General features: G+C 64.2%; 18 protein-coding genes, 1 pseudogene and 2 riboswitches. Of the genes and pseudogenes, 2 read left to right on the top strand and 17 right to left on the bottom strand.

What is annotated here, in order from left to right; translation table 11 throughout:
• Window positions 1-324: 324 nt before the first annotated feature.
• From IVB46_RS10985 to IVB46_RS10955, 7 genes and pseudogenes are all read right to left on the bottom strand, one after another.
• A complete protein-coding gene (locus tag IVB46_RS10985) occupies window positions 325-783 on the bottom strand; it encodes a GNAT family N-acetyltransferase (RefSeq protein ID WP_063983102.1) in 459 nt (152 codons plus the stop codon).
• Between the two features lie 75 nt (window positions 784-858).
• Window positions 859-2,013 carry a ribonucleotide-diphosphate reductase subunit beta gene (locus tag IVB46_RS10980; protein ID WP_247305300.1) on the bottom strand — a complete coding sequence of 385 codons (1,155 nt, stop codon included), beginning with the start codon at window positions 2,011-2,013 and terminating at the stop codon, window positions 859-861.
• Window positions 2,014-2,023: 10 nt separating this feature from the next.
• On the bottom strand, window positions 2,024-4,927 hold the full coding sequence (locus IVB46_RS10975) for a ribonucleoside-diphosphate reductase subunit alpha (RefSeq protein ID WP_247305297.1): 2,904 nt from the start codon (window positions 4,925-4,927) through the stop codon (window positions 2,024-2,026).
• 121 nt (window positions 4,928-5,048) lie between these two features.
• Window positions 5,049-5,267: riboswitch (cobalamin riboswitch) on the bottom strand.
• 385 nt (window positions 5,268-5,652) lie between these two features.
• Entirely contained in the window at window positions 5,653-6,102 is a 450-nt protein-coding gene (locus IVB46_RS10970; protein ID WP_247305294.1) for a nuclear transport factor 2 family protein, read from the bottom strand.
• Window position 6,103: 1 nt separating this feature from the next.
• Complete coding sequence (locus IVB46_RS10965) at window positions 6,104-6,883, bottom strand: ribonuclease activity regulator RraA (RefSeq protein ID WP_245344250.1); 780 nt, start codon at window positions 6,881-6,883, stop codon at window positions 6,104-6,106.
• 12 nt (window positions 6,884-6,895) lie between these two features.
• A complete protein-coding gene (locus IVB46_RS10960; protein WP_247305291.1) occupies window positions 6,896-8,089 on the bottom strand; it encodes a mandelate racemase/muconate lactonizing enzyme family protein in 1,194 nt (397 codons plus the stop codon).
• Window positions 8,090-8,127: 38 nt separating this feature from the next.
• Window positions 8,128-9,492: pseudogene (locus IVB46_RS10955) on the bottom strand (MFS transporter); the annotation flags it as partial.
• 153 nt (window positions 9,493-9,645) lie between these two features.
• Between IVB46_RS10955 and IVB46_RS10950 the strand changes: the two are divergent.
• Window positions 9,646-10,530, top strand: coding sequence for a LysR family transcriptional regulator (locus tag IVB46_RS10950; RefSeq protein ID WP_247342727.1), 885 nt, complete (start codon window positions 9,646-9,648; stop codon window positions 10,528-10,530).
• A 96-nt stretch (window positions 10,531-10,626) separates the two neighbouring features.
• Here the strand turns inward: IVB46_RS10950 and IVB46_RS10945 are convergent, their stop codons facing one another.
• The 8 genes from IVB46_RS10945 to IVB46_RS10910 form a co-directional block, all read right to left on the bottom strand.
• On the bottom strand, window positions 10,627-11,205 hold the full coding sequence (locus tag IVB46_RS10945; protein WP_063983095.1) for a hypothetical protein: 579 nt from the start codon (window positions 11,203-11,205) through the stop codon (window positions 10,627-10,629).
• A 61-nt stretch (window positions 11,206-11,266) separates the two neighbouring features.
• A complete protein-coding gene (locus tag IVB46_RS10940) occupies window positions 11,267-12,277 on the bottom strand; it encodes a hypothetical protein (RefSeq protein ID WP_247305283.1) in 1,011 nt (336 codons plus the stop codon).
• A gap of 17 nt (window positions 12,278-12,294) precedes the next feature.
• Complete coding sequence (locus tag IVB46_RS10935; RefSeq protein ID WP_247305280.1) at window positions 12,295-14,412, bottom strand: TonB-dependent receptor; 2,118 nt, start codon at window positions 14,410-14,412, stop codon at window positions 12,295-12,297.
• Between the two features lie 113 nt (window positions 14,413-14,525).
• A riboswitch (cobalamin riboswitch) is annotated at window positions 14,526-14,740 on the bottom strand.
• Between the two features lie 75 nt (window positions 14,741-14,815).
• Window positions 14,816-15,037 (bottom strand): hypothetical protein, encoded by a 222-nt coding sequence (locus tag IVB46_RS10930; protein WP_247305277.1) that lies wholly within the window; start codon window positions 15,035-15,037, stop codon window positions 14,816-14,818.
• Window positions 15,038-15,165: 128 nt separating this feature from the next.
• Window positions 15,166-15,423: a hypothetical protein gene (locus tag IVB46_RS10925; RefSeq protein WP_085404628.1), complete on the bottom strand. Its 258-nt coding sequence runs from the start codon at window positions 15,421-15,423 to the stop codon at window positions 15,166-15,168.
• Window positions 15,424-15,525: 102 nt separating this feature from the next.
• Window positions 15,526-15,738 (bottom strand): hypothetical protein, encoded by a 213-nt coding sequence (locus tag IVB46_RS10920; RefSeq protein WP_247305275.1) that lies wholly within the window; start codon window positions 15,736-15,738, stop codon window positions 15,526-15,528.
• A gap of 152 nt (window positions 15,739-15,890) precedes the next feature.
• Window positions 15,891-16,067, bottom strand: coding sequence for a hypothetical protein (locus IVB46_RS10915; RefSeq protein WP_166341944.1), 177 nt, complete (start codon window positions 16,065-16,067; stop codon window positions 15,891-15,893).
• Window positions 16,068-16,193: 126 nt separating this feature from the next.
• On the bottom strand, window positions 16,194-17,930 hold the full coding sequence (locus tag IVB46_RS10910) for an adenylate/guanylate cyclase domain-containing protein (RefSeq protein WP_247305271.1): 1,737 nt from the start codon (window positions 17,928-17,930) through the stop codon (window positions 16,194-16,196).
• A 326-nt stretch (window positions 17,931-18,256) separates the two neighbouring features.
• Here IVB46_RS10910 and IVB46_RS10905 point away from each other — a divergent pair, with 326 nt between their 5' ends.
• Window positions 18,257-20,443: a lytic transglycosylase domain-containing protein gene (locus tag IVB46_RS10905; RefSeq protein ID WP_247305252.1), complete on the top strand. Its 2,187-nt coding sequence runs from the start codon at window positions 18,257-18,259 to the stop codon at window positions 20,441-20,443.
• A 460-nt stretch (window positions 20,444-20,903) separates the two neighbouring features.
• Here IVB46_RS10905 and IVB46_RS10900 read toward each other — a convergent pair whose 3' ends face one another.
• Both IVB46_RS10900 and IVB46_RS10895 read right to left on the bottom strand, forming a co-directional pair.
• Entirely contained in the window at window positions 20,904-21,092 is a 189-nt protein-coding gene (locus IVB46_RS10900; protein ID WP_084795121.1) for a hypothetical protein, read from the bottom strand.
• On the bottom strand, window positions 21,089-21,487 hold the full coding sequence (locus tag IVB46_RS10895; protein WP_247305233.1) for a hypothetical protein: 399 nt from the start codon (window positions 21,485-21,487) through the stop codon (window positions 21,089-21,091). Before IVB46_RS10895 ends, IVB46_RS10900 begins: the two co-directional genes overlap by 4 nt.
• Window positions 21,488-21,662 lie beyond the last annotated feature (175 nt).

Below are 21,662 nucleotides of genomic sequence, written 5' to 3'. Positions count from 1 at the left end.
GACCGCCGATGCCCTTCAAACTTTAGAGCGATTTTATTCATGTTCGGGTGTGGCTAAAAAGCGGCGCTGATGCGAACGGACGGAGATAAGGGTTTAATCCAAGATGAGTGTTGCAGAGACAGCACAATCGTTACCGGGAAGACACGGGTTGGCTTACTGTAATACCCTCGTGATTATGCCAATCCACAACTTTAGATTTCAAAGCCGCTCCGGCGCGCCCCAGCGCGGGTCTCGGGAACGGAGCGTGCCTCTCCTGAGTCGCGGCGGTCCGCAGTACCAACCCCGTCATCCTGAGGCAGGAGTGATGAGCGCGAAGCGCCCAGTTCAATCCGTCAGGTCGAGCCGCATGAACTGGTTGTGCGGGCTTGCTTCATAGTCGGCGAACGGCGCGCAGGAGACGAAACCGGCGCTGCGGTAGAGCGAGATGGCGGGCGCGTGCAGGGCTGCCGTGCCGGTCTCCAGGCTGAGGTGCACGTAACCCCGCCTGCGGGCTTCGGCGATGATATGACTCAGCAGTGCGCGCCCTACCCCGGTGCCCCGTGCAGCCGGCGCGGCACGCATCGACTTCACCTCGCCATGCGTATGATCCAGCTCCTTCAGCGCACCGAACCCGAGCAGGACATCGTCCTGCCAAGCCGTCCAGAAGGTCACGGAGGCAGCCGAAAGGCCAGTGGCATCCAGAGCGAACGCGCGCTCGGCCATGACGCTGCGCAGCTCCTCGAGATGATGAGCCAACAAATCGGCGACATAGGGCGCCGTCGGATCGTCTCGTCTGATCTCCACCTCATCCCCCTGCTGCCGCACGCGTGCCACCGTTTAAGCACAGGTGACACGCCCGCGGCATAGCCATGATCGGTGCTATTCCCAAGTCAGCGCACCACCATTCTGGTATTCGATGACGCGGGTCTCGAAGAAGTTCTTCTCCTTCTTCAGATCCATTGCCTCGGACATCCACGGGAACGGGTTCTCGACCTCGGCGAACACCGGAGCGAGCCCGATCTGCGCACAGCGGCGGTTGGCGATGAAGTGCATGTACTGCTCGCACAGCGCAGCATTCAGGCCGAGGAAGCCGCGCGGCATCGTGTCCCGTCCGTAGGCGGCCTCCAATTCGGCTGCGTCGCGGATCATGCCGCGGATCTCGTCCTGGAACGCCGCCGTCCACAGATGCGGGTTCTCGATCTTGATCTGGTTGATCACGTCGATGCCGAAGTTGAGATGGATGCTCTCGTCGCGCAGGATGTACTGATACTGCTCGGCGATGCCGACCATCTTGTTGCGGCGGCCGAGCGACAGTATCTGCGCGAAGCCGGTGTAGAACCACATCCCCTCGAACACGACATAGAAGGCGACGAGATCGCGCAGGAAGGCGCGGTCGCTATCCGGCGTCCCCGTCTGGAACGACGGATCGTCCAGGTGCTGCGTGTGCTTGAGCGCCCAGGCCGCCTTGTCCGTGATCGACGGCACCTCGCGGTACATGTTGAACAGCTCGCCTTCGTCGAAGCCGAGGCTTTCCACGATATACTGGAAGGTGTGGGTGTGCACCGCCTCCTCGAAGGCCTGCCGAAGGAGGTACTGCCGGCACTCCGGATTGGTGAGGTGACGGTAGATCGCCAGCACGATGTTATTGGCGACCAGCGATTCGGAAGCCGCGAAGAATCCGAGATTGCGCTTGATCGCGCGCCGCTCGTCCTCGGTCAGTCCGTCCCGCGACTTCCATAGCGCGATGTCGGCCTGCATCGAAACTTCGGTCGGCATCCAGTGATTGTTGCAGCCTGAGAGATACTTCTCCCAGGCCCATTTGTACTTCAGCGGAAGCAGCTGGTTGACGTCGGCGCGGCAGTTGATCATCCGCTTCTCGTCGACCGAGACGCGGCCGCCGGCGCGATCGATCGCGCCTAAGCCGGTCGGGTCGGCCGGCTCGAGCTTGAGCTGGGTCTGCGGACGCAGTGCGGTGGCGAGACTTGAGACGGCAGGAGCGGCCGCTGTGGTTTCGGTATCGGACCAGTCGAGCATCGTCATCTCCTCACTGGCACGCTTCGCATTCGGGATCGTCGATCCGGCAGGCCTTGATGCCGTCGAGGTCCGGCACCGCAGAGGTCGGTATCATGATCGGCGCGTGCGACACCGCCACTGACGCGGACACCGCATTGAGCTTTCCGTCGGTGCCCTTCAACGTCGATTTCTCGACATGCGTGGCGCTGCGCGAGCGCAGGTAGTAGGTCGTCTTCAAGCCGCGCCGCCAAGCCAGCCGGTAGAGCGCATCGAGCTTCTTGCCGGAGGGATTGGCGATGTAGAGGTTGAGCGACTGCGACTGGTCGATCCATTTCTGCCGGCGCGCGGCCGCCTCGATCAGCCAGGCGCTGTCGATCTCGAAGGCGGTCGCGTAGAGCGCCTTCAGATCGTCAGGAACGCGGTCGATCTGGCCGACGCTGCCGTCGAAATATTTGAGGTCGGAGACCATCACCTCGTCCCAAAGCCCCCTCGCCTTGAGGTCGCGCACCAGGAACTCGTTCACGACGGTGAAGTCGCCGGACATGTTCGATTTCACGAACAGGTTCTGATAGTTCGGCTCGATCGACTGCGAGACGCCGCAGATGTTGGAGATCGTCGCCGTTGGCGCGATCGCCATGACGTTCGAGTTGCGCATGCCGCTGGACGTGACCTTCTTGCGGAGGCGATCCCAGTCGAGCGTTGCGGAGCGATCGACGTCGAGCCCGCCGCGGGCATCGGCGACAAACTGGATGGAGTCGAGCGGCAAAATGCCTTTCGACCACAGCGAGCCCTCGAAGCTCGGATAGCGTCCGCGCTCCGCAGCGAGATCGGACGACGCTTCGATCGCGTGGAACGAGATTGCCTCCATGCTGGTGTCGGCGAACGCCACGGCCGCGTCGGACGCGGTCGGAATGCGCTGGATCTGAAGCGCTTCCTGAAAGCCCATCAGGCCGAGCCCGACGGGACGATGACGCATGTTGGAGCGGCGCGCTTCGGGGATCGTGTAGAAATTGATGTCGATGACGTTGTCGAGCATCCGTACTGCTGTCGTCACCGTCCGCTTCAGCTTGGCATGGTCGAGTCCATTGGGACCGACATGCGCGAGCATGTTGATGGAGCCGAGATTGCAGACGGCGACCTCGTCGGCCGAGGTGTTGAGCGTGATCTCGGTGCAGAGGTTCGAAGAATGGATCACGCCCACGTGGCGTTGCGGCGAACGCAGATTGCAGGGGTCCTTGAAGGTGATCCAGGGATGACCGGTCTCGAACAGCATGGTCAGCATGCGACGCCAGAGGTCGCTCGCGCGCACGGTCTTGAAGACGCGCATGCCGCCAGCCTTCGCCCTGGCCTCATAGGCCTCGTAGGCGGTCTTGAACGCCTCGCCATAGAGATCGTGCAGATCGGGCGTCTCGTCAGGCGAGAACAGCGTCCATTCGCCATCGGCATCGACGCGCTGCATGAACAGGTCCGGCACCCAATTGGCGGTGTTCATGTCGTGGGTGCGGCGGCGGTCGTCGCCGGTGTTCTTGCGCAGGTCGAGGAATTCCTCGATGTCGACGTGCCAGGTCTCCAGATAGGCGCAGACCGCGCCCTTGCGCTTGCCGCCCTGGTTGACGGCGATGGCGGTGTCGTTGGCAACCTTCAGGAACGGGATGATGCCTTGGCTCTCGCCGTTGGTGCCCTTGATGTGGGCGCCGAGGCCGCGCACCGGCGTCCAGTCGTTGCCGAGGCCGCCGGAATATTTTGCCAGCAGCGCGTTGTCCTTGATCGACTTGAAGATGCCGTCGAGGTCGTCCGAGACGGTTGTGAGAAAACAGGACGACAATTGCGGACGCAGCGTACCCGAATTGAACAGCGTCGGCGTCGAGGCCATGAAGTCGAACGATGACAGCAGATCGTAGAACTCGATCGCCTTGGCCTCTCGGTCGATCTCGCGAACCGCAAGACCCATCGCGACGCGCATGAAGAAGGCTTGCGGCAGTTCGATCCGCTTGCCGCGGACGTGCAGGAAGTAGCGGTCGTACAGCGTCTGGAGGCCAAGGAACTGGAAGTTCAGGTCGCGCTCGGGCTTGAGTGCAGCCGCGATCCGGCCGAGGTCGAAGCGGGCCAGTTCAGGATCGAGCAGTTCGGCGGCAATGCCGGTCTTCACGTAGGCCGGGAAATATTCGGCATAGCGTACAGCCATATCGGCCTGCGAGGCGGAGGTCGGCACGGCATGGACATAGGACAGCACCTCGCCGCGCAGCTTGTCCAGCAGCAGGCGCGCGCTGACATAGGCGTAGTTCGGCTCCTGCTCGACCAGCGTGCGCGCGGCCATGATCGAGGCCAGTGCCAGTTCGTCCTGGCTGATGCCGTCGTAGAGATTGCGGGTGGTCTCGGTGAGCACGGGTGCCGCAGAGACGCCGTCGAGACCGGCGCAGGCTTCGCCGATAATCAGCGCGAGCCGCTTGGTGTCGAGACCAACGCGCGAACCGTCGGCGAGCGTGACATGAAGTGCCGGCGCGACAGCGGGCGTCACTTCCGCGGCCGCCTCCTCGGCGCGCTGGCGCGACCGCTCCTCGCGGTACAGCACATAGGCGCGCGCGACCTTGTGGTGCTCGCTCCGCATCAAGGCGAGCTCGACCTGGTCCTGCACGTCCTCGATATGGAAGGTGCGTCCCTCGCCTGCCCGCCGCATCAGCGCAGTGACGACTTCGGCCGTCAGCTGCTCCACGCTCTCATGGACGCGGCGCGAGGCGACCGCGCTGGTGCCTTCGACCGCGAGGAAGGCCTTGGTCATGGCGACCGCGATCTTAGCGGAATCGAACGGCGAGACTTTTCCATTGCGGCGGATGATCTGCATGGCCGGCTCGCTCGAAGCAGGCGCAAGCGATAGTGGACGCAAATGAACGATGGGTGCGGAAGCGGTGTCCGCGTCGTGCAGGTTCAGTGACATCAATGGGCCCCGTGATGCGCGCGTTGTGTTTGAACGGGGCTGTAAGGAAGGACGCTGCAGAAACGCCGGCAGCAGAGTTGCCGGGCGGTGCATGCAAGCGACCGCCGGACACCCCGCCCGTGGACGTTCAGATTGTCGCGGCAGGTCTCCTGGCTCGCAGGTCGTCGCCCACTTCCCGTCTTCCCGGTGCGAAAGGCACCAGTGACGATTGTTCGGAAGCAGCTCGCTGCTGACAGTTGCGGGGGCAGCGCCGGAATTCCGCGCTCTCGCGCGGTTCACCGGCTTCCCTCTTAGCCACTAAATCTTGCGATCCAGCGGAACCGTGACGCCCACATGTGGTGACATATGCAGCCGGGTGTCAACGATTCGTTGCGGGTCATGAGCCCTGTTCCCTGTGGAATGCGGGAATTCGCACTTGGATCGCTCTTCAGCTTGGCGCGCTGCGTGACCCACGGCCCGACTGCAAGATCACACAGTCCGGCGCGACGCTGCCGCTGCATGTCGCCTCGCAGCCGCTCACCAGCGACGCCACTGTCGCTTCCAGCACACGCAGCTCCGCAATTTTCGCCCTGATTGCACCGAGGTGCTTCTCCGCAAAGGTCCTCGTTTCGCTGCACGGCGCGCATCGCAGGCCGGCGATTCAGACCGCTGGTCAGCCCGATGCGCGTCACAATGACGGCGGTGAAGGCGCCCTCGCCGCCAAGGAACGGCGCGGCCGCCCGACGCTATTCGGACGAAAGGTGATAGCCGCGATCGCGATAGTCGAAATCGACGAGCTCGCAGATCCGGGCCGAGGGATCGGCGGGCGCCGCATAATAAGCCCTGATCTCCTTGATGCGTCCGCTCGCCCCTTCGAACGCGTACCATTCGTCGCCGCGAAGCGCCGTGCCCTGCTTGCGCTTCCAGTGCGTCCATTCGATCACGGCTTCCGGCGACGCCGACGAGCAAAGAATCTTTTCGATCGTCCATCGCGAACCGAGATTCTCGACGCACCAGATCCATTTGCGCGCGATGGTATCGGCGCCACGCCATGGAATGTCCGGCAAGCCGGGCGGGAAGTAGTGAACCGCGTCCGCCGTGAAGCAGGCCATCAAGGCATCGTAGTCGGCGGCGTTGCAGGCGTCGAAATAGCGACGGATCGTCGCCTCCATGGCGGCGGGCGATGTCTTGCTCATGTCAGGCTCCCGCCCGGATCGTCGTGGCCCTCGCCGGATCCGCACCGGCCTTTTTCCAGGCCTCAAAGTCGGCGCGCACGGCAGGTGTGGGCGGATAGACGCCGTAGAGCGGCTCGCCGGCACTGATACGATACGACAGGTACTTCTCGAGCTGGTCCCGCCTCTCGCAGAGGTCGGCCATTTCGGCGGCCAAATGCCGTGGCACGACCGTGATGCCGTCACCGTCACCGACGATGATGTCGCCCGGGTAGACCGCCACGTCGGCGCAGGCGATCGGAATATTCAGATCCGCGACGCGATGATACGACAACCGCGTCGATGCCGTGACCTGCCGGGCATAGGCGGGGAAATCGAGCCGCGCCAGCTCCTGGCCGTCACGAAACGCGCCATCAGTGACAATGGCCGCGGCGCCCCGCACCTTCATCCGCGTCGGCAGCATGGCGCCCGCGGATGCCGCGCGCGGATCGTTACGGCTGTCGATCACCAGGACATGGCCGGGCGGGATGCTCTCGACCGCTTCCCACTGCAGATTGTCCGCGTTCGGATACGGCGTGAGCGTCTCTATGGTATCGAGATCCTCTCGCGCCGGGATCATCCGCATGGTGAAAGCTTCACCGGCGAAGCGGACCGCGTCCTTGTTCATCGGCACCAGCCCGACCAGAAAGCACTGGCGCAGGCCTTTCTTGAACAGCTCGGTGGTCAGCGAACCCGAGGAGACATCCTTCAGCCGGCGGATGACAGACGGATCCAGGGGACTAAGCTTCGTCTTTGGTTCGTACATGGCCATCCTCCCTCAGCGCCGCTTTCCGACCTCGTGGACGTCACGGGCCCAGGCGCGCGCCTGCTCCGACAGGCTGAAGCCGAGGCCCGGCCGGTTCGGCACGATCATGCGGCCGTTCACGACCTCGAGCTTTTCGTTGAACATCGCCTCCGACCACTCGAAATGCTCGACCCAGGGCTCCCGGGCATAGGCCGCGGTCAGATGCAGATGGATCTCCATGCAATAGTGCGGCGCGAGCTGGAGCTTCTTGTGGTCGGCGAGCGCGAGGATCTTGAGAAACGGCGTGATGCCGCCGACGCGCGGCGCATCCGGCTGGATGAAATCGACCGAATTGTTGCGGATCAGCTCGTAATGCTCGTCGATGCTGGTCAACATCTCGCCGGTCGCAATCGGGGTCGCAAGCTCGGCTGCCAGCGCCGCATGACCTTCGTAGTCGTAGGCGTCGAGCGGCTCCTCGATCCAGGTCAGGTTGAATTGCTCGGCGATGCGGCCGAAGCGCAGCGCCGTGGTGCGGTCCCATTGCTGGTTGGCGTCGATCGCCAGCGGAACGTCGCCGATGTGGTTGCGAACCGCCTCGATGCGCTTGAGGTCGACCATCGGGTCGGGCTGGCCGACCTTCAGCTTGATGGCGCCGATGCCCCTGTCGAGCGCCATGCTGACGCGCTCCTTCACCTCCTCGATCGGCATCGAAAGGTATCCGCCGGAGGTGTTGTAGCAACGAACGGAATCGCGATGGGCGCCGAGCAGCTTTGCCAGCGGCAGCTTGGCGCGCTTGGCCTTGAGATCCCACAGCGCGATGTCGAAGGCGGCGATGGCCTGCGTGGACATGCCGCTGCGGCCGACCGAGGCGCCGGCCCAGACGAGCTTGTCCCACAGACGCGCGATGTCGCTCGGATCCTCGCCGATCAGCTCGCCGGCGATCTCCCTGGCGTGCGCAAACTGCCCCGGACCACCGGCACGCTTCGAATAGCTGTAGCCGATGCCGCTGTGGCCGTTCTCCGTCTCGATCTCGGCAAACAGGAAGGCGATCTCGGTGAGGGGTTTTTGCCGGCCGGTGAGAACCTTGGCATCGCTGATTGCCTGGGCGAGCGGCAGGAAGACGAGCGACGTCCTCACCCATGCGATCCGGTCCGTCGTCGCTTCCCCGGCTGCGAGCCCTGCCGCGAGCGGGTTGGCGATAATGCGCGCGTTGACCTGGTAGTTCATGGCTTTCTCCTATCGAGGTGGATTTGCGGGAAATGATGTCATTCGGCAGCGACCGGCGCGGAGCGGATCAGCCCGCTGCCTTCGCGAATGACGAGACGCTCGATGGGCCCGACGATGACCCAGTAACAGAGCACGGCCAGCAGCCCATGCAGGCCGACATACAGCAACGCGCCGTTGAACGATCCGGTGGCGGAGAGGATGTAGCCGATCGCAACAGGCGTCACGATGCCGGCGGTGTTGCCGACGGCGTTAAAGACGCCGCCGGTGAGACCGATCACCTCCTTGGGCGCAGTGTCGGCAACGACCGTCCAGCCGAGCGAGCCAAAACCCTTGCCGAAGAAGGCCGCGCTCATCAGCACGGTGATCAGAACCGTGGAGTCCGTGTAGTTGCAGCCGATGATCAGCACCGTCATGACGAGGCCGATCGTGATCGGCGTCTTGCGGGCGATGCTCAGCGAACCGGTGCGCTTGAACAGCCAGTCGGTGAAAAAGCCTGTCGTAACGCCGCCGACGAAACCGCAGATGGCGGGGATGGTCGCGATCAGGCTCGCATCGAGCACCGACAGGCCGCGGTCCTTGACGAGGTAGGTCGGAAACCAGGACACGAAGAACCAGGTGATGGACGAGATGCCGTATTGCGCCAGGAAGATGCCGACGAGCATGCGGCTCCTGAACAGCTCGGCGAGGTCGGACCATCGCGGCCCCTGCACCGCTGCTGCCGTCGGCGAAGCGCCGCCGAGATCCACCAGCGCGCCTCCATCATGCAGATGAGCAAGCTCGGCAGCACCTATCCTCGGGTGCCGGGTCGGCGGATAGTACGTAACGGCCCAGACTGCCGCGAGCGCGAAGCCCAATACGCCCATGACGGCGAAGATGTGCTCCCAGCCGAAGCGGTGATCGAGGAAGCCCATCAGCGGCGTGAAGAGGACGAGCGAGACATATTGGGCGCTGTTGAAAATGGCGCCCGCGACGCCGCGCTCCGCGGACGGAAACCACGCCGCGATGATACGCCCGGCCGCGGGGCCGACGGGCGACTCGAAGACACCGAGCATGAAGCGCAGGATCAGCATCACCAGGAACGGGTAGCTGGCCCAGCCGACGCAGCTCATCAGGAAGGTGACGAGCGACCACAGGATCAATCCGCCCAAAATGGTCTGCTTCGCACCGAGCCGATCCGCGATCCAGCCAGCGGGAAGATGCGCAAGGACATAGGCCCACGCGAACGCCGAAAACATCCAGCCGAGCTCGACCGGCGTGATGCCGAGCGCCTTCGACATGTTCGGCCCGGCGATCGATAGCGTCGCCCGGTCGCCGCTGCTGAGCGCGAGCAGGATGGTGATCAACGCCAGAGTGACGAAACGATAATGCGTCCGTGTGGACGGCCTCTGCTCCGTGGCCACGCTGCTCCCCTTCTTTCCCGATTTTGTTTGCCCGGCCGCCTTCGGCGACCGTGGGTGTCCGGAACGCCAGCGACGATCGGACGCGAGAAAGCTAGATCAGCGATCAATTCAGGTCTAAACTCATTTTTGGATTTAATTGATCCAGAAAAGGTATCAATGATCGAGTTCGGACAGGTACGCGCGTTCGTGGCGGTGGCCGATGAGCTGAATTTCGGTCGTGCCGCCAAGCGGCTGAATATGACGCAGCCGCCGCTCAGCCGGCAGATCCAGATCCTGGAGGCAACGCTCGCCGTCAAGCTGCTCGAGCGCACCAGCCGATCGGTCAGGCTGACCGCGGCCGGACGCGCCTTCCTGAGCGAGGCCCGCACGATGCTTCAGCAGCGCGAGCATGCGGTCAAAGCCGCCCGGCAAGCCGCGTCGCTCGCCGGTGGAGCGCTGTCTATCGGGTTCGTCGGCGCGACGACGTACGGCTATTTGCCCTGGCTCGCAACGCGCGTTCGCGATGAACTGCCGGATATCGAGATCACCTTTGAGGAGCTGACATCGCGCCAGCAGCTCGATGCACTGAGGTCGGGCCGGATCGATCTCGGATTGGTTCGGCCGATCGAGACGGAGAAGCCAATTAGAAGCGCCAGCGTCTTCCGTGAAGGGCTTGCCCTTGCGCTGCCGCTTGACCATCCGCTCGCGGTGCGACGCCGGCCGGAGCTGTCGCATCTCGAGGGCCAGCCCTTCATCATGTATTCGTCGGGCGGTCCATATATGCGCGCGCTCTTGACGGCGGCGTTCGACGCCAATGGCATCCGGCCCCAGGTCGTGCAATCGATGAGTCAGGCACAGGCAATCCTGTCGCTGGTCAGCGCAGGTCTCGGCCTTGCGATCGTCCCGGACGAAACACGCAACGCCTGTTTCGACAACGTCGTGTTTCGCCCGATCAGGCTCGGACCATCGGTCTTCGCCGAGCTCCATGCGATCTGGCGCAGCGACAACCGCAACACCGCCCTGCCTCGGCTGCGCGAACTTGCGTTCCGGACCGCACGCTGAACGCGGCCTGCGGGGCAGTCTGGAGCGCGGTGCCCTGCGTTGGTGGGGCAAAGTCCGGTCATCGCAACGACCGGACCTGGAGACTCCGGAGGCGTCCTACGCGTTCCGCATCGCGCGCCCGAACGGATCGACCAGGCGGACGATCTCGCAGGCGGCGACGAGGCCGGCGAGCCAGACGGCGCTGGTCAGCCCGATGCGCGTCACGATGGCCGCAGTGAACGCGCCCTCTCCGCCAAGGAACGGCGTCGCGGCAAGCAGCGCGAGCTCATAGGCGGCGTAGGCGGCGACGAGCGCGATGGCCAGCATCAGCGGCGTGCGGCCCTGCGGCAGCAGGCGGAGAACGGTCGATGCCGCTGCCGTCGACAGCAACGCGGCAGCACCGATGACAAAGCCCCAGGCGATGGTGCTGCCATCGATGGGATAGTGCAGCACGCCGAAGCCGATGGTCTGGTTCACGAGCCAGGCGCCGGTGACGACGAGCAGCGCCGGACGCATCGGCAGCATCGCGGCGGCGACGACGGCGAACGCCGCAAACGGCGTCGCGCAGGCAAGCGCGAAGCTCGCGAGCGCGCATGACACCGTCAGCAGTGCAAAGCAGAACATCGGCGCGAGACGCGACGCGACCGGATGAAGGCGGAAACGGTCGGCGTGGGGCGGCAGGATGGTGACAGTCATGGAACGATCTCCTTGTGGGATTTGTAGCACAATTTTGCTGGAACGCGGCATCACGTCTGACTCAGTGAAGAGCCTCCATGGGATCTTCAGTCTCGGCTGGATCGCGCCGGTCGTAGGCGGCAAGCCAGGCGGCGAGTGCCGCCGTGTGCGGCTCCTTGGCCGCCAATTGGCGCAAGGCCACGCGAACGGTGGCGCGCGCCGTGCGATCGGGCGGAAGCGTCACAATCTCAGGTCCCCGCCCCTTCGCGACCGCCTCGACCACGGCCCTCTTGCACGCCGTCAGCTCAGGCAGCCCATAGAGTTCGAGCAGCGCCTGGAAGGCTGCGTGATGATCCGGCCGAAACGCGCGCTTGCGGCCGAGCTGATCGCGCAGCGGATGGGCCGGATAGAGATGCGCGCAGGGGATCCACCCCTCAGGCAGCGGCTCGGTGGCGGCATGGGTGCGGCGATGCGCGAGCAGCTTTGGCAGAACGTGGGTGTGCGGGCCGTCAGGGCTTCGCCCGCCCGGCGGCGGGATCGGCTGGAATACCTCGGCGCGCCCGATGCGGCTGATGAAGACGCGGTGCGGGTTGGCGGCCAGAATGATCCGCATGGCATCGCTTTCGGGCGCGAACACGGATTGGCCCGTGCGGCTCCTGAGTGCGGCGACGGCATCGGCATCGCTGACGCGGATGCAGGCGTCGATCTGCAACGTTCCGAGACCAAGGTCGAACAGGATGCCGCTGCGATCCCTCCTCAGGAGCGCCTCGACATCCGGACCGAGCTCGGTCAACACGGTACGACCACTCATGGCGCTGGCTTCATGCGGAAGACACAGCGCGATGCGGTGGCTCCAGCTCTCCGTGGTCGGCGATTCCGATGCGATCAGGCGCAGATCCGGGTGGGAGACAACGCGTATCCCACCCTTCTGCGTCACGGCGCTGATCCCGTTGCGAGACTGCTCCATATCGAAGGCCTCACCGGGCTCGCGTGTGAACTCGGCAATGGCACCGAACGTGCCGACGCTCCAGCCGGCCTCAGCGTCGGCAAGCTGGCTTGCGATCAGGTCCATGAGCGGATCGGCCGTCGTCATGAGGCTTCTCTCTCTCGCTATCTGACGTCGTAATTCGCCAGGCGAATGCCGCCATAGACGCCCAGTCCCGGCTGCAGAAAGCCGGTCGGATTTTGATAGTGCACATTGGCGAGATTATCGACCCGGCCGAACACCTTCACCTGGTCGGTGACCAGATATTCGGCTGCGACGTTGACGACAGTGTAGGCCGGAGCCAGCAGACGCAGAATGCTGAAGTCGCGGCTACCATCGACGAAACTCCCGACGTGCAACACGGTTGCGGAAAGTGTCAGCGGATCGATCGGATTCCAGATGACATTTGCGCTCCACTTCTCCTTCGGACGCCTCAGCAGCTCCAGTCCCGCCGTCGCATCCACCGCGCGGGTCAAAGTGTAGTCGGCACGAACGCGAAGCCGGTCCGTGATCGCAGCCGCGACGAAGCTCTCCGTGCCCTCCGTGATCGCCTTGCCGATATTGGTGTTGGTGCTCGTGAACGTCACGGGATCGAACGTGCTCTGGATCAGGTCGGTAATGTTGTTGCGGAAGTAGGTCGACCCGAAGCGAACGCGATCGCCAAACAGGGGTTGCTCGAAGCCGGCGTCGTATCCGACGCTTTCCTCTGGCCTGAGGTTGGGATTTGCAAAGAAGAAGAACGCGGGAAAGCTGACGTAAAGCTGGTTGAGCGTTGGCGCCTTGAACCCCGTACCGTAGCTTCCCTTGAACTTCGTATCCGTGACCGGCACGATCACGGCAGACGCCAGACGAAAGGTCGGATGTTCCCCAAACCGCTCGTTATCGTCCTGCCGGACGTTGGCCGTGAAGAAGACGCGATCCCGGAACTGGGACTGCAGCTCCATATATCCGGCCTTGTTGACGTTTTGCGCCGAGACCGTCGCCGTTTGCAGTGTTTCGGTCTCATGCTCCGCGCCAATGATGACATTGTTGTTGGGCGCGAGCTGGGTCGTGGTGTGCCAATCATACTTGACGCGGTCGCCGGTCGTGATCGTGGCCATCGCGTCGCCGGGCGAGATGTTGTAGTTCCAGTGATTGGTGTAGTTGACACCGAAATAGCTTTTCATCCGGTCGTCGAGAGCGGACCAGACCGCCTCCCCGCGCGTGAAGAGCTGGTGCACCGTCTGCGTGCTTTGCGCGGCCGCGGGAAAGCTCGCGGATGTGACGGGATCGAAGGTGTCTCCGGTAAAGCGCAGGGTGGCGTCGGTGTACCGCGCCACGCCGTTGAGCGTGAGGTTTTCGCTCAATTCGGCGCCAAGCTTCGTCGAATAGGTCATGTTGTCGTAATAGTTGCCGATCGCCTTCTGCCCCGGCGGGAGCAATTCGACCGGCGTCACCGGCACGTCGTTCGCGTGGAAATGCGCGACGTTGAAGGCATAGTTGAAGGGGTCCTGTGAACCGCTCAGACCTGCAGTTTGATTGAACGTTCCGAACGAGCCTCCCTCGACCGAGCCGGTGGCGCGGGCGGGACCGTCGCCCTTCTTCGTCACGATGGAGATCACGCCACCCAGCGCGTCTGCGCCGTAGAGACCGCCCTGCGGACCGCGCAGGACTTCGATCTGCTGAATGTCGGAGGTGAGCAACTGGCCGAAATCAAACGAACGGTTCGGGTTGCCGGGATCGCTGACATCGATGCCGTCGATCAGGACCTTGGTGTGGTTGGAATTCGTTCCGCGCATGAAGATCGACGTCTGTCCTCCCGGACCGCCGGTCTGCACGAGGTTCAGGCCAGGAACCGCGCTCAGCGCATCGGATGCGGTCCGGCGCTGATCGCGCTCCATGTCTCTGGCGGTCAGAACCGTCACCGAGCTCGCAACCAGATTGGTCGGAGTGACAACGCCCGTCGGACTGACGACGACCGTCGGAAACAGGTTGGCCGCGGATACCCCGGCAACCGGGGGCGACGCCGGCACCAGCTCGGGCTTCGGCAGCCGAGCGACGCGCCGCTGCTCGGGCCGGTCGGGCGCAGGCCGCGCGGCTTGCGGCTTGGCCGCACGCTCGGTCGGTGCGACCTCGACCGGCGGCAGCAGATCGGGCGATGCCGACTGCTGCGCCTGGGCAATGGACAGATCGAGCGAATACAGGGAAACGAACGCGACAACGCCGGCGCGGAAGCGCCTGGCGGCAAAGACAATACGGGACACTCTTGTAACCTCGGTATGACGTCAGTGGCACGTCACAGCGAACGAGGTTTCACGGCGGAGCTTTCGATTGCTCCGGTGAAGCTAATGTCTGTACTCCCCGACCGACATCTTCGCGTGTGACCACGGCTGACGGCAGGTCTCCTGGCTCGCGGGTCGTTACCTTACGTCGCCTTCCCAGGACCGAGATTCCCAGTGGCATATGACGAAAGATTCACCGCTTACAGTTGCGGGGGCAGCCGTGGCGTTGAGAATATCCCGGTATCGGGAAAACCTCGCACCACGTTCCCTTTTGATCTCCGTGAGGAGAACCGTCACCGGCCAATCTACGGGGCGGGCAAGCGGAGAGTCAATCGGCCGGTTGCATGACGGGCAAAGCACCGCACCGGAGATTGAGCCGGCGCAATCAGGCCGGCTCCCGCTCCGAACGCGTCCTGATCACCGCCCGCTCGCCGGCATCGACGAGCTGGCCGATGCCGGTGCGGCCCGCGAGCGCGCAGCGGATGATGTTCTCGGCAACGGACCTGCGAAAGCAATGGTCCTCGCCGACCGGGCGATTGCGGCAGACCCGATCCAGCGCCAGCTTCATGTTGATCCGGGTGCGGGTGTCGAAATGCTCGCTGATCATTCGCAGGGCCTCGATGCGTTGATGTCGGAGCGGAAACGCGTGGGCGTAGGCCGGGTTCCAAAAACGGACCGCGCAAGGCGTTGCGCAGAGCCGACTACGCCCGATCTCTTGGTCCTGTGACGGGCGGGCTACGCCCGACCTCTTGGCCGCTGGGCCTGAGCCCAGGCCGCGGTGACATCGCGCAGCGGAGCGTCGATGCGCCGGATCGGGGTCAGCTCACCGGAGGCCGAGATAATGGCTGTCTCCTCGCGGCGACAGCGCGGGCACACGAAGCGGACCTCGTGCGGCGACGAAGACCAGCTCGAACGTTTGACGTTGGCCGCCATCGGCCATGCATCGCAATGCGAGCACGACACCAGGAACCGACCGGGATCGAGCATACCCATTCCATAGGACTCCGCGTCCTACCTGCCCCTTCAATGACTAACCCATGTGAATCGTTCCGGTGCCCGAGCACCCTCAGCGCTAGCTCCAGCCCGCGCCGCCGCTCAGTGGGCACCCTTGAGGGTGCATGACGTGGTGCAGGTGACGGTGTTGCCGTGGTCGCACGCCTTGCAGGCGGCAACGCACTGGTTCATGTCGCGGGGATTGTAGGAGCTGTAGTGCCGCATCGCACAGACCGGGGTCGAGCCGGTGATGTCCTGCTCCTGGTTGCAGGCGGCCGTCATGAGCGCGAAGATAAGGACTGCGAGAAGGCGCATGGGATTGCCCTGGTGAGGAGCGGCAAAGCGACGTCAGCGAGATGCGCTGCACCGCAACGGACCTCGGCATTCCCAATGCGAGCAATCATGATCGCGACGCTCGCATCCTCAAAGGATGCGCGCCAAACATTAAGAACGGATTGCAGGCGGCGTCAGGCCGCGGCCTTGGTCGCGATCGCCTTCCGCATATCCACCGCCAGCTGACGATACTGCTCCGAGAGTCTCAGATAGAACTCGCGCTTGGTGCTGTCGGTGGCGAGCTTGGCAATCAGCTCGCATTCGGCGGTGAGCGTCTCGAACCGTTCCAGCCTGTCATGAAGTTCTGTCATCGGCGTGTCCCCATCAAACGCCACAAGGGACGTCAAACCTAAGCCCGGGAATTAGGTCACTGCGAACATCGTTATCGAGTAGAAGCGTTTTTTCCGGCAAGGGCGGTGCCGGCCCGACAAGAACAGCTATTTCTGCTCCAGCCGCCAGGCGCCGTCCCAATTGGCGTCCGGCGGATTGGCCTCGAACTGCGCGATGCGGCCGAGCAGCGCGCGCGAGGGACCGTCGCCGGGCACGGCTTCGAGCGCTGCATTGAACGCGGCGCGAGCCTCGTCGAAGCGCTGCGCGCGGTAGGCGGCGAGGCCTTCGGCGTAACGCGCGCGCAGGCTCTCCTGCGGGACGCTAAGCCCGTGCGCCTTGCTCATCACCTCGAAAATGGCCTGCGATGCGCTTTGGCCGGCCACCGCCAGACGATCGATCTCGCGCAGCTCGAGGTTCGAGCCGATCGCGTCCGCCGTGGCCTGCGCGATCAGGATCCGCGTGCCGTAGATCTTGTTGACCAGCTCGAGACGCGAGGCGAGGTTCACGGCGTCGCCCATCACGGTGAAGCTCATCATCAGCTCGGAGCCGATGCTGCCGGTCAGGACCTCGCCGGTGGCAATCCCGATGCGCAGATCGCAAGGGCCTGGCATGGCGCGGATGCCGAGCAGGTCAGGCAATTGCTTCTGCAACGCCGGCACCTCATCGGCCATGTCGATGGCGGCGTAGCAGGCGAATAGCGCCGGCTCGTCCTCCTCAATGAAGGGAGGGCCCCAATAGGCCATGATGGCATCGCCGATATATTTATCGATAACGCCGCGATGGCTCCGGATCGGCGCGGACATCACCGTGAAATAGTGGTTCATCACCTTGACGAGGCCGCGCGGGGTCATGCCCTCGCTCATCGAGGTGAAGCCGCTCATGTCGGAGAACATGATGGTCATCACCCGGCGCTGGCCGTCGATGGCGACCTCGGGCCGGTCGATCAGCCCCTGCGCCACCTTGGGATCGATATAGCGGCCAAAGGTCTCACGGATCCGCTCGTTGTGCCGCAGCTGCTCGATCATGCGATTGAAGGCGGCGGCGAGTTCGCCGATCTCGTCCTGGGTCGAGACCGTGATGGTCTTGTCGAAGCGGCCCGCCTCGACCTCGCGGGTGCCGGCGAGCAACAGCCGCACCGGTCGCGTGATGCCACTGGAGACGAGGAGCGCGAAAGCAAATCCGACCACCGCCGCGAGGATGGTGACGATGCCCGAAATGATCATCGCCTGGTGCTGGCGACCGATCACTGTCGCCGTACTGGCGAAGACCTGCTTCAGCATGTCGGCGCGGATCGCGTCGATCTTCTGGTTGAACTGGTCGCGTATGGTGTCGAGATGCTCCAGGGTCCCGCGCGCCTCCGTCATCTGCTTGCCTTCGACCTGCTTGAGGAGTTTTGCGTGGTCCTCATTCATGTCGTGACGCAGCTCGGTGAGAGCGGTTTCGATGCGGGTCTCGATCCGCGCCAGCCCGGCATTGTCGGAAGGCGTCCTCTTGTCGTCGATGATCGCGTTGATGTGCGTGCGCGCGGCCTCGGCTTCCTCGTCGATCTTCCGATCGGCCTCCTCGAATTCGCGCAGGCGCGCCGCGTAGGCCTCCTCCTCCGAGGGGGCCTGCATCTTCATCATGACCATCCGCCGAAGCGCCACCGAGCGCTCCAGCGAGCGGATGTTGGCGCGCGCCAGATGGCCGTAGGCCGGAATGTAGCGATCGGTCAGTTCGTCGAGCAGGACGCCGACCTGGCTCGACATCACCATCGAAAGAATCGCGGTGACCAGCATCAGGACGATCAATCCGAGGGCGATCCCGACGATCTTGCGCCTGATCGACTGGTTGAAAAGTGGCATGAGCGGTGGGGGTAAGAGCTGAAAGGACCGGTTGGGAACTCAATACACCGGTTTTGGCGGCGGGAACACGCGCAATCTGGCCCTTGCGACGCCCCTGACCGCGCGCAACCGTCGCGCGAGCCCTATTCGTTAACAAAGGTTGAAGGCATTGCCCTTTCCGCCATTTCGGAAGTTCCCGAGTTCCCATCGGTATTTTGCCGCATTGTTGAAGGAGCGTGAGGACTGCGAAACGATGTCGTGGCATCGTTTTGGGTGTCGTCTTTGATTCTCAAGCCGCATGTCGTCGCGGACCTTGGTTTGTAGTGGTTTCGCAGGGGGACCATCGAATGAACCAGTGCCTACGCTCGCTCGCGTGTGTCGTTGCCGTGGCCGCATTGGCCCTTCTTCCTGCCGAGCTGGCAGCGAAGAGCAGTCACAAATCGTCGGCGTCAAAGAAAACGCATGAGACGAAAGCCGGCGGCAAGCAGCGTCACGCTGCCGCGAAGTCGCGCCATGGCAAGCACGCCGAGGCCAAGCGCAAGTCGAAGAAGAACGACGAGCCCTCGGACAAACAGGCAGCCCCGCCGCTCACCGGCGACCTCGCCGCGCTGAAGGACGCCATCGATCTCGCGCGCAAGGGCAAGACCGACGATGCGAGCGCGGCGCGCGACCGCATTGCCGACCCGGCCGGACAGAAGCTCGCCGACTGGTTCATGCTGCGCCATTCCGAGAGCACGGCACCTTTCAAGCGCTACGCCGCCTTCCTCGCCGCCAATCCGGACTGGCCGAGCAGCGCCCTGCTCCGCCGCCGCGCCGAAGCGCGGCTGTGGCAGGAGAAGAGCGACGCTGCGACCGTGCACAAGTTCACGATGGACCGGCCGACCAGCGCCAAGGGCAAGTTCGCGCTCGCCCGCGTGCTCCTGAGTGAAGGCGACAATGACAGGGCTACGCGTCTGGTGCGCGAGGCCTGGCGTACGGACGAATTGTCCGAGCGCAGCGAGGAGGATTCCTACGAGGCGTTCCGCGATCTCCTGACCGCTGACGATCATCGCGCCCGCATGGACAAGCGCCTCGGCGCCAAGGACTATGCAGGTGCGCGTCGCGCGGCCAAGCGGCTTGGCGAAGATGCGCTCGCAATCGTCAAGGCCTGCTCGGCGGTCACCGGCAAGGCCAACAAGGCCAAGGATTATCTCGAGGACGTCTCGACCGAAGCACGCCGCGATCTCGGCTACGTCCTCTGCCGCGCGCAGTGGCATCTCCAGAACGACCGCATCGACGACGCCGCCGAGGTGATCCTCGCCGCCGCGCCAGACACGATGGCGGCCCAGGACACCGATGCCTGGTGGCGCGAGCGGCGCCTGCTCGCGCGAAAGCTGCTCGACCAGGGCAAGTTCAAGACCGCCTACGACGTGGTGCGCGCGGCGGCGGTGCCCGCGATGGAAGTCTATCGCGTCGACTACCACTTCATGTGCGGCTGGATCGCGCTGCGCTATCTCGACGATCCCAAGGCGGCCATGATGCACTTCGCCGCGATCGACGAAGGCTCCGCCAATCCGATCGCGCTGTCGCGGGCGCATTACTGGCGCGGCCGCGCGGCCGAGGCGATGGGGGCGACGGCGGATGCGCGCATGAGCTATCAGGCCGCCGCGCGCTATCCGACCGCCTATTACGGCCAGCTCGCACGCGCCAGGCTCGGCCTCGACGGGATCGAGCTGCGCCCGCCCTCGCCCGTGCTGGCCGCGGCCGATACACAGCCCGCGGACGAGCGCGTCCGCGCCGCCGAGATGCTCTACGGCATCGGCGAGCGCGACATGGTGTTCTATTACGCCGAGGATTTTGCCAAGGAGAGCACCGACGTCGCAGCGCTGGAAGCGCTCGGCGAGCTCGCCGGCCGGCGCAACGATGCGCGCGTGATGCTGGAGGTCGGCAAGTCGGCGCTGGCGCGCGGGCTTGCGCTCGACCATTACGCCTTCCCGACCATCGGCATTCCCGAGCACAAGCAGGTCGCGCCCGCAATCGAGACCAGCGTGATCTATTCGGTGGCGCGCACCGAAAGCTCGTTCGACCAGCGCGACAAGTCTGCCGCCAACGCGGTCGGGCTGATGCAGGTGACCCCGGAGGCGGGCCGCGATACCGCAAGACGCTTTGGCCTGACCTATGACTGGGACAGGATGGTGTCCGATCCCGTCTACAACACGCAGATGGGCGCGGCCGAGCTCAGCGCGCTGCTGTCGGAATATCGCGGCGACCAGATCATGACCTTCGCGGGCTACAATGCCGGCCGCGGCCGGGTGCGCGAATGGGTGCAGGCGCGCGGCGACCCGCGCGACCCCAAGGTCGATCCGGTCGACTGGGTCGAGCGCATCCCGCTGTCGGAGACGCGCAACTACGTCCAGCGCGTGATGGAGAATGTGCTGGTCTACCGCGCCCGGTTCGAGGGCAGCGGCACAGCCACGGCGAAGTCCGAGCAACGCGTCACGACGCACGAAGTCAGCGCGGCACCCACGGCAGCGGCCGCAGCCGCCGCGCCCTAGCTTCGCAACGCCGGGGCTGGACGCGGCGCGAAGCTGGATGCAGTGACTGCGGCAGCCGACTCTGCGCGGCTCGCATCGATAGGCTAGCCGTCACCTCCTTCCGTGGTCAGAAGGTTCGTGCGCGCGCAGAAATGCTTCCGTGAGCGCGCCCGAGAGCGCGCCGAATTGCATCATCCAGCTCCAGCTCGAAATGGCCGCTAACACCGTGACCATCTCGAGCGAACTGCGGTAAGGCCAGAGCGCTCCATGCTCGTCTGCTGATACCGGCGGTAGCAATCATACTCGCAGTACTGCCGTTGCGTGGACACATGCCGGACGTAGCTCGAGCCCAGCGGCCGGGCGCACGCGCTGCAGGTGACGCCATGGCGCGGTTGGTCCTGGTTGACGAGCATGAATTTCAACGTCCTGTCCTCCCCTGCCAGCAGTCGCATCGGCCGATGCGCCTCGCCCACCCGTCAGCTCAAGACGCCGCTTGCGCTCGCCTCTCGATCAACGGCGCCGCTTCGTGATGGAGCGCGTAACACTCGTAGCCGCAATAGGGCAGCAGCGTCTTCGCGTCGCGCAGATAGCCGCCGCTGATCTCCTCGCAGCACCATAGACAGAATGTCTTGCGGAAAGGGGTCCTGCCGTTCACCAATATGAATCTCACGTGGCACCTCCCAACGCGAAGCAGTAGACCGTGTCGACCAGAGAGGCGGACGGCGGCGGCGCGCAAAGATGGTTGCGGCCGTCGGGATTGTCCCTGTTTCGCTCGACCTTCTGGGATGGAATGAGGATGTACTTCCCGTCCTCCCGGCGCCGCGCATAGATCCGGCCGTCGACGTATCGCACCTCGGTCGGGTAGCAATCCGCACTGTTGCAGCAGCTGAGCACGGGATTATCGGGCATGTGCCAACTGGAATAGAACTTCTCGTGCAGGAGCTGATCCTGGAGCGGATGACGACGATGTGCACCATCCTGTCCGAGCTCGTCGGCCTTCACTCCCATTACCAACGGAAGCGGCAGCGCGATCATCAAGAGGAGCTTGCAAGCACGGTTCAGCACGCAGCCTCCGGTTCAGAATTGCCGAATGGAGCCGATCGAAGGGCTAATCCTCATGCCGCCTGAAATCGAAACAACCATCGGCGGTCGCGTTCGCGGCGCGCCCTGAAGCGATCGAGACATTTTCTGGAGCACAGCGGCGCTCGCCACGAATAATATCGGATCAGGCCAAACTTGC

It is taken from the genome of Bradyrhizobium sp. 61 (genome assembly GCF_023073075.1).
In the GTDB taxonomy this organism is placed as follows: Bacteria; Pseudomonadota; Alphaproteobacteria; order Rhizobiales; family Xanthobacteraceae; genus Bradyrhizobium; species Bradyrhizobium barranii.
The sequence above is the reverse complement of the archived record's forward strand: the minus strand, read 5'-3'. Positions and strand labels throughout refer to the sequence as shown.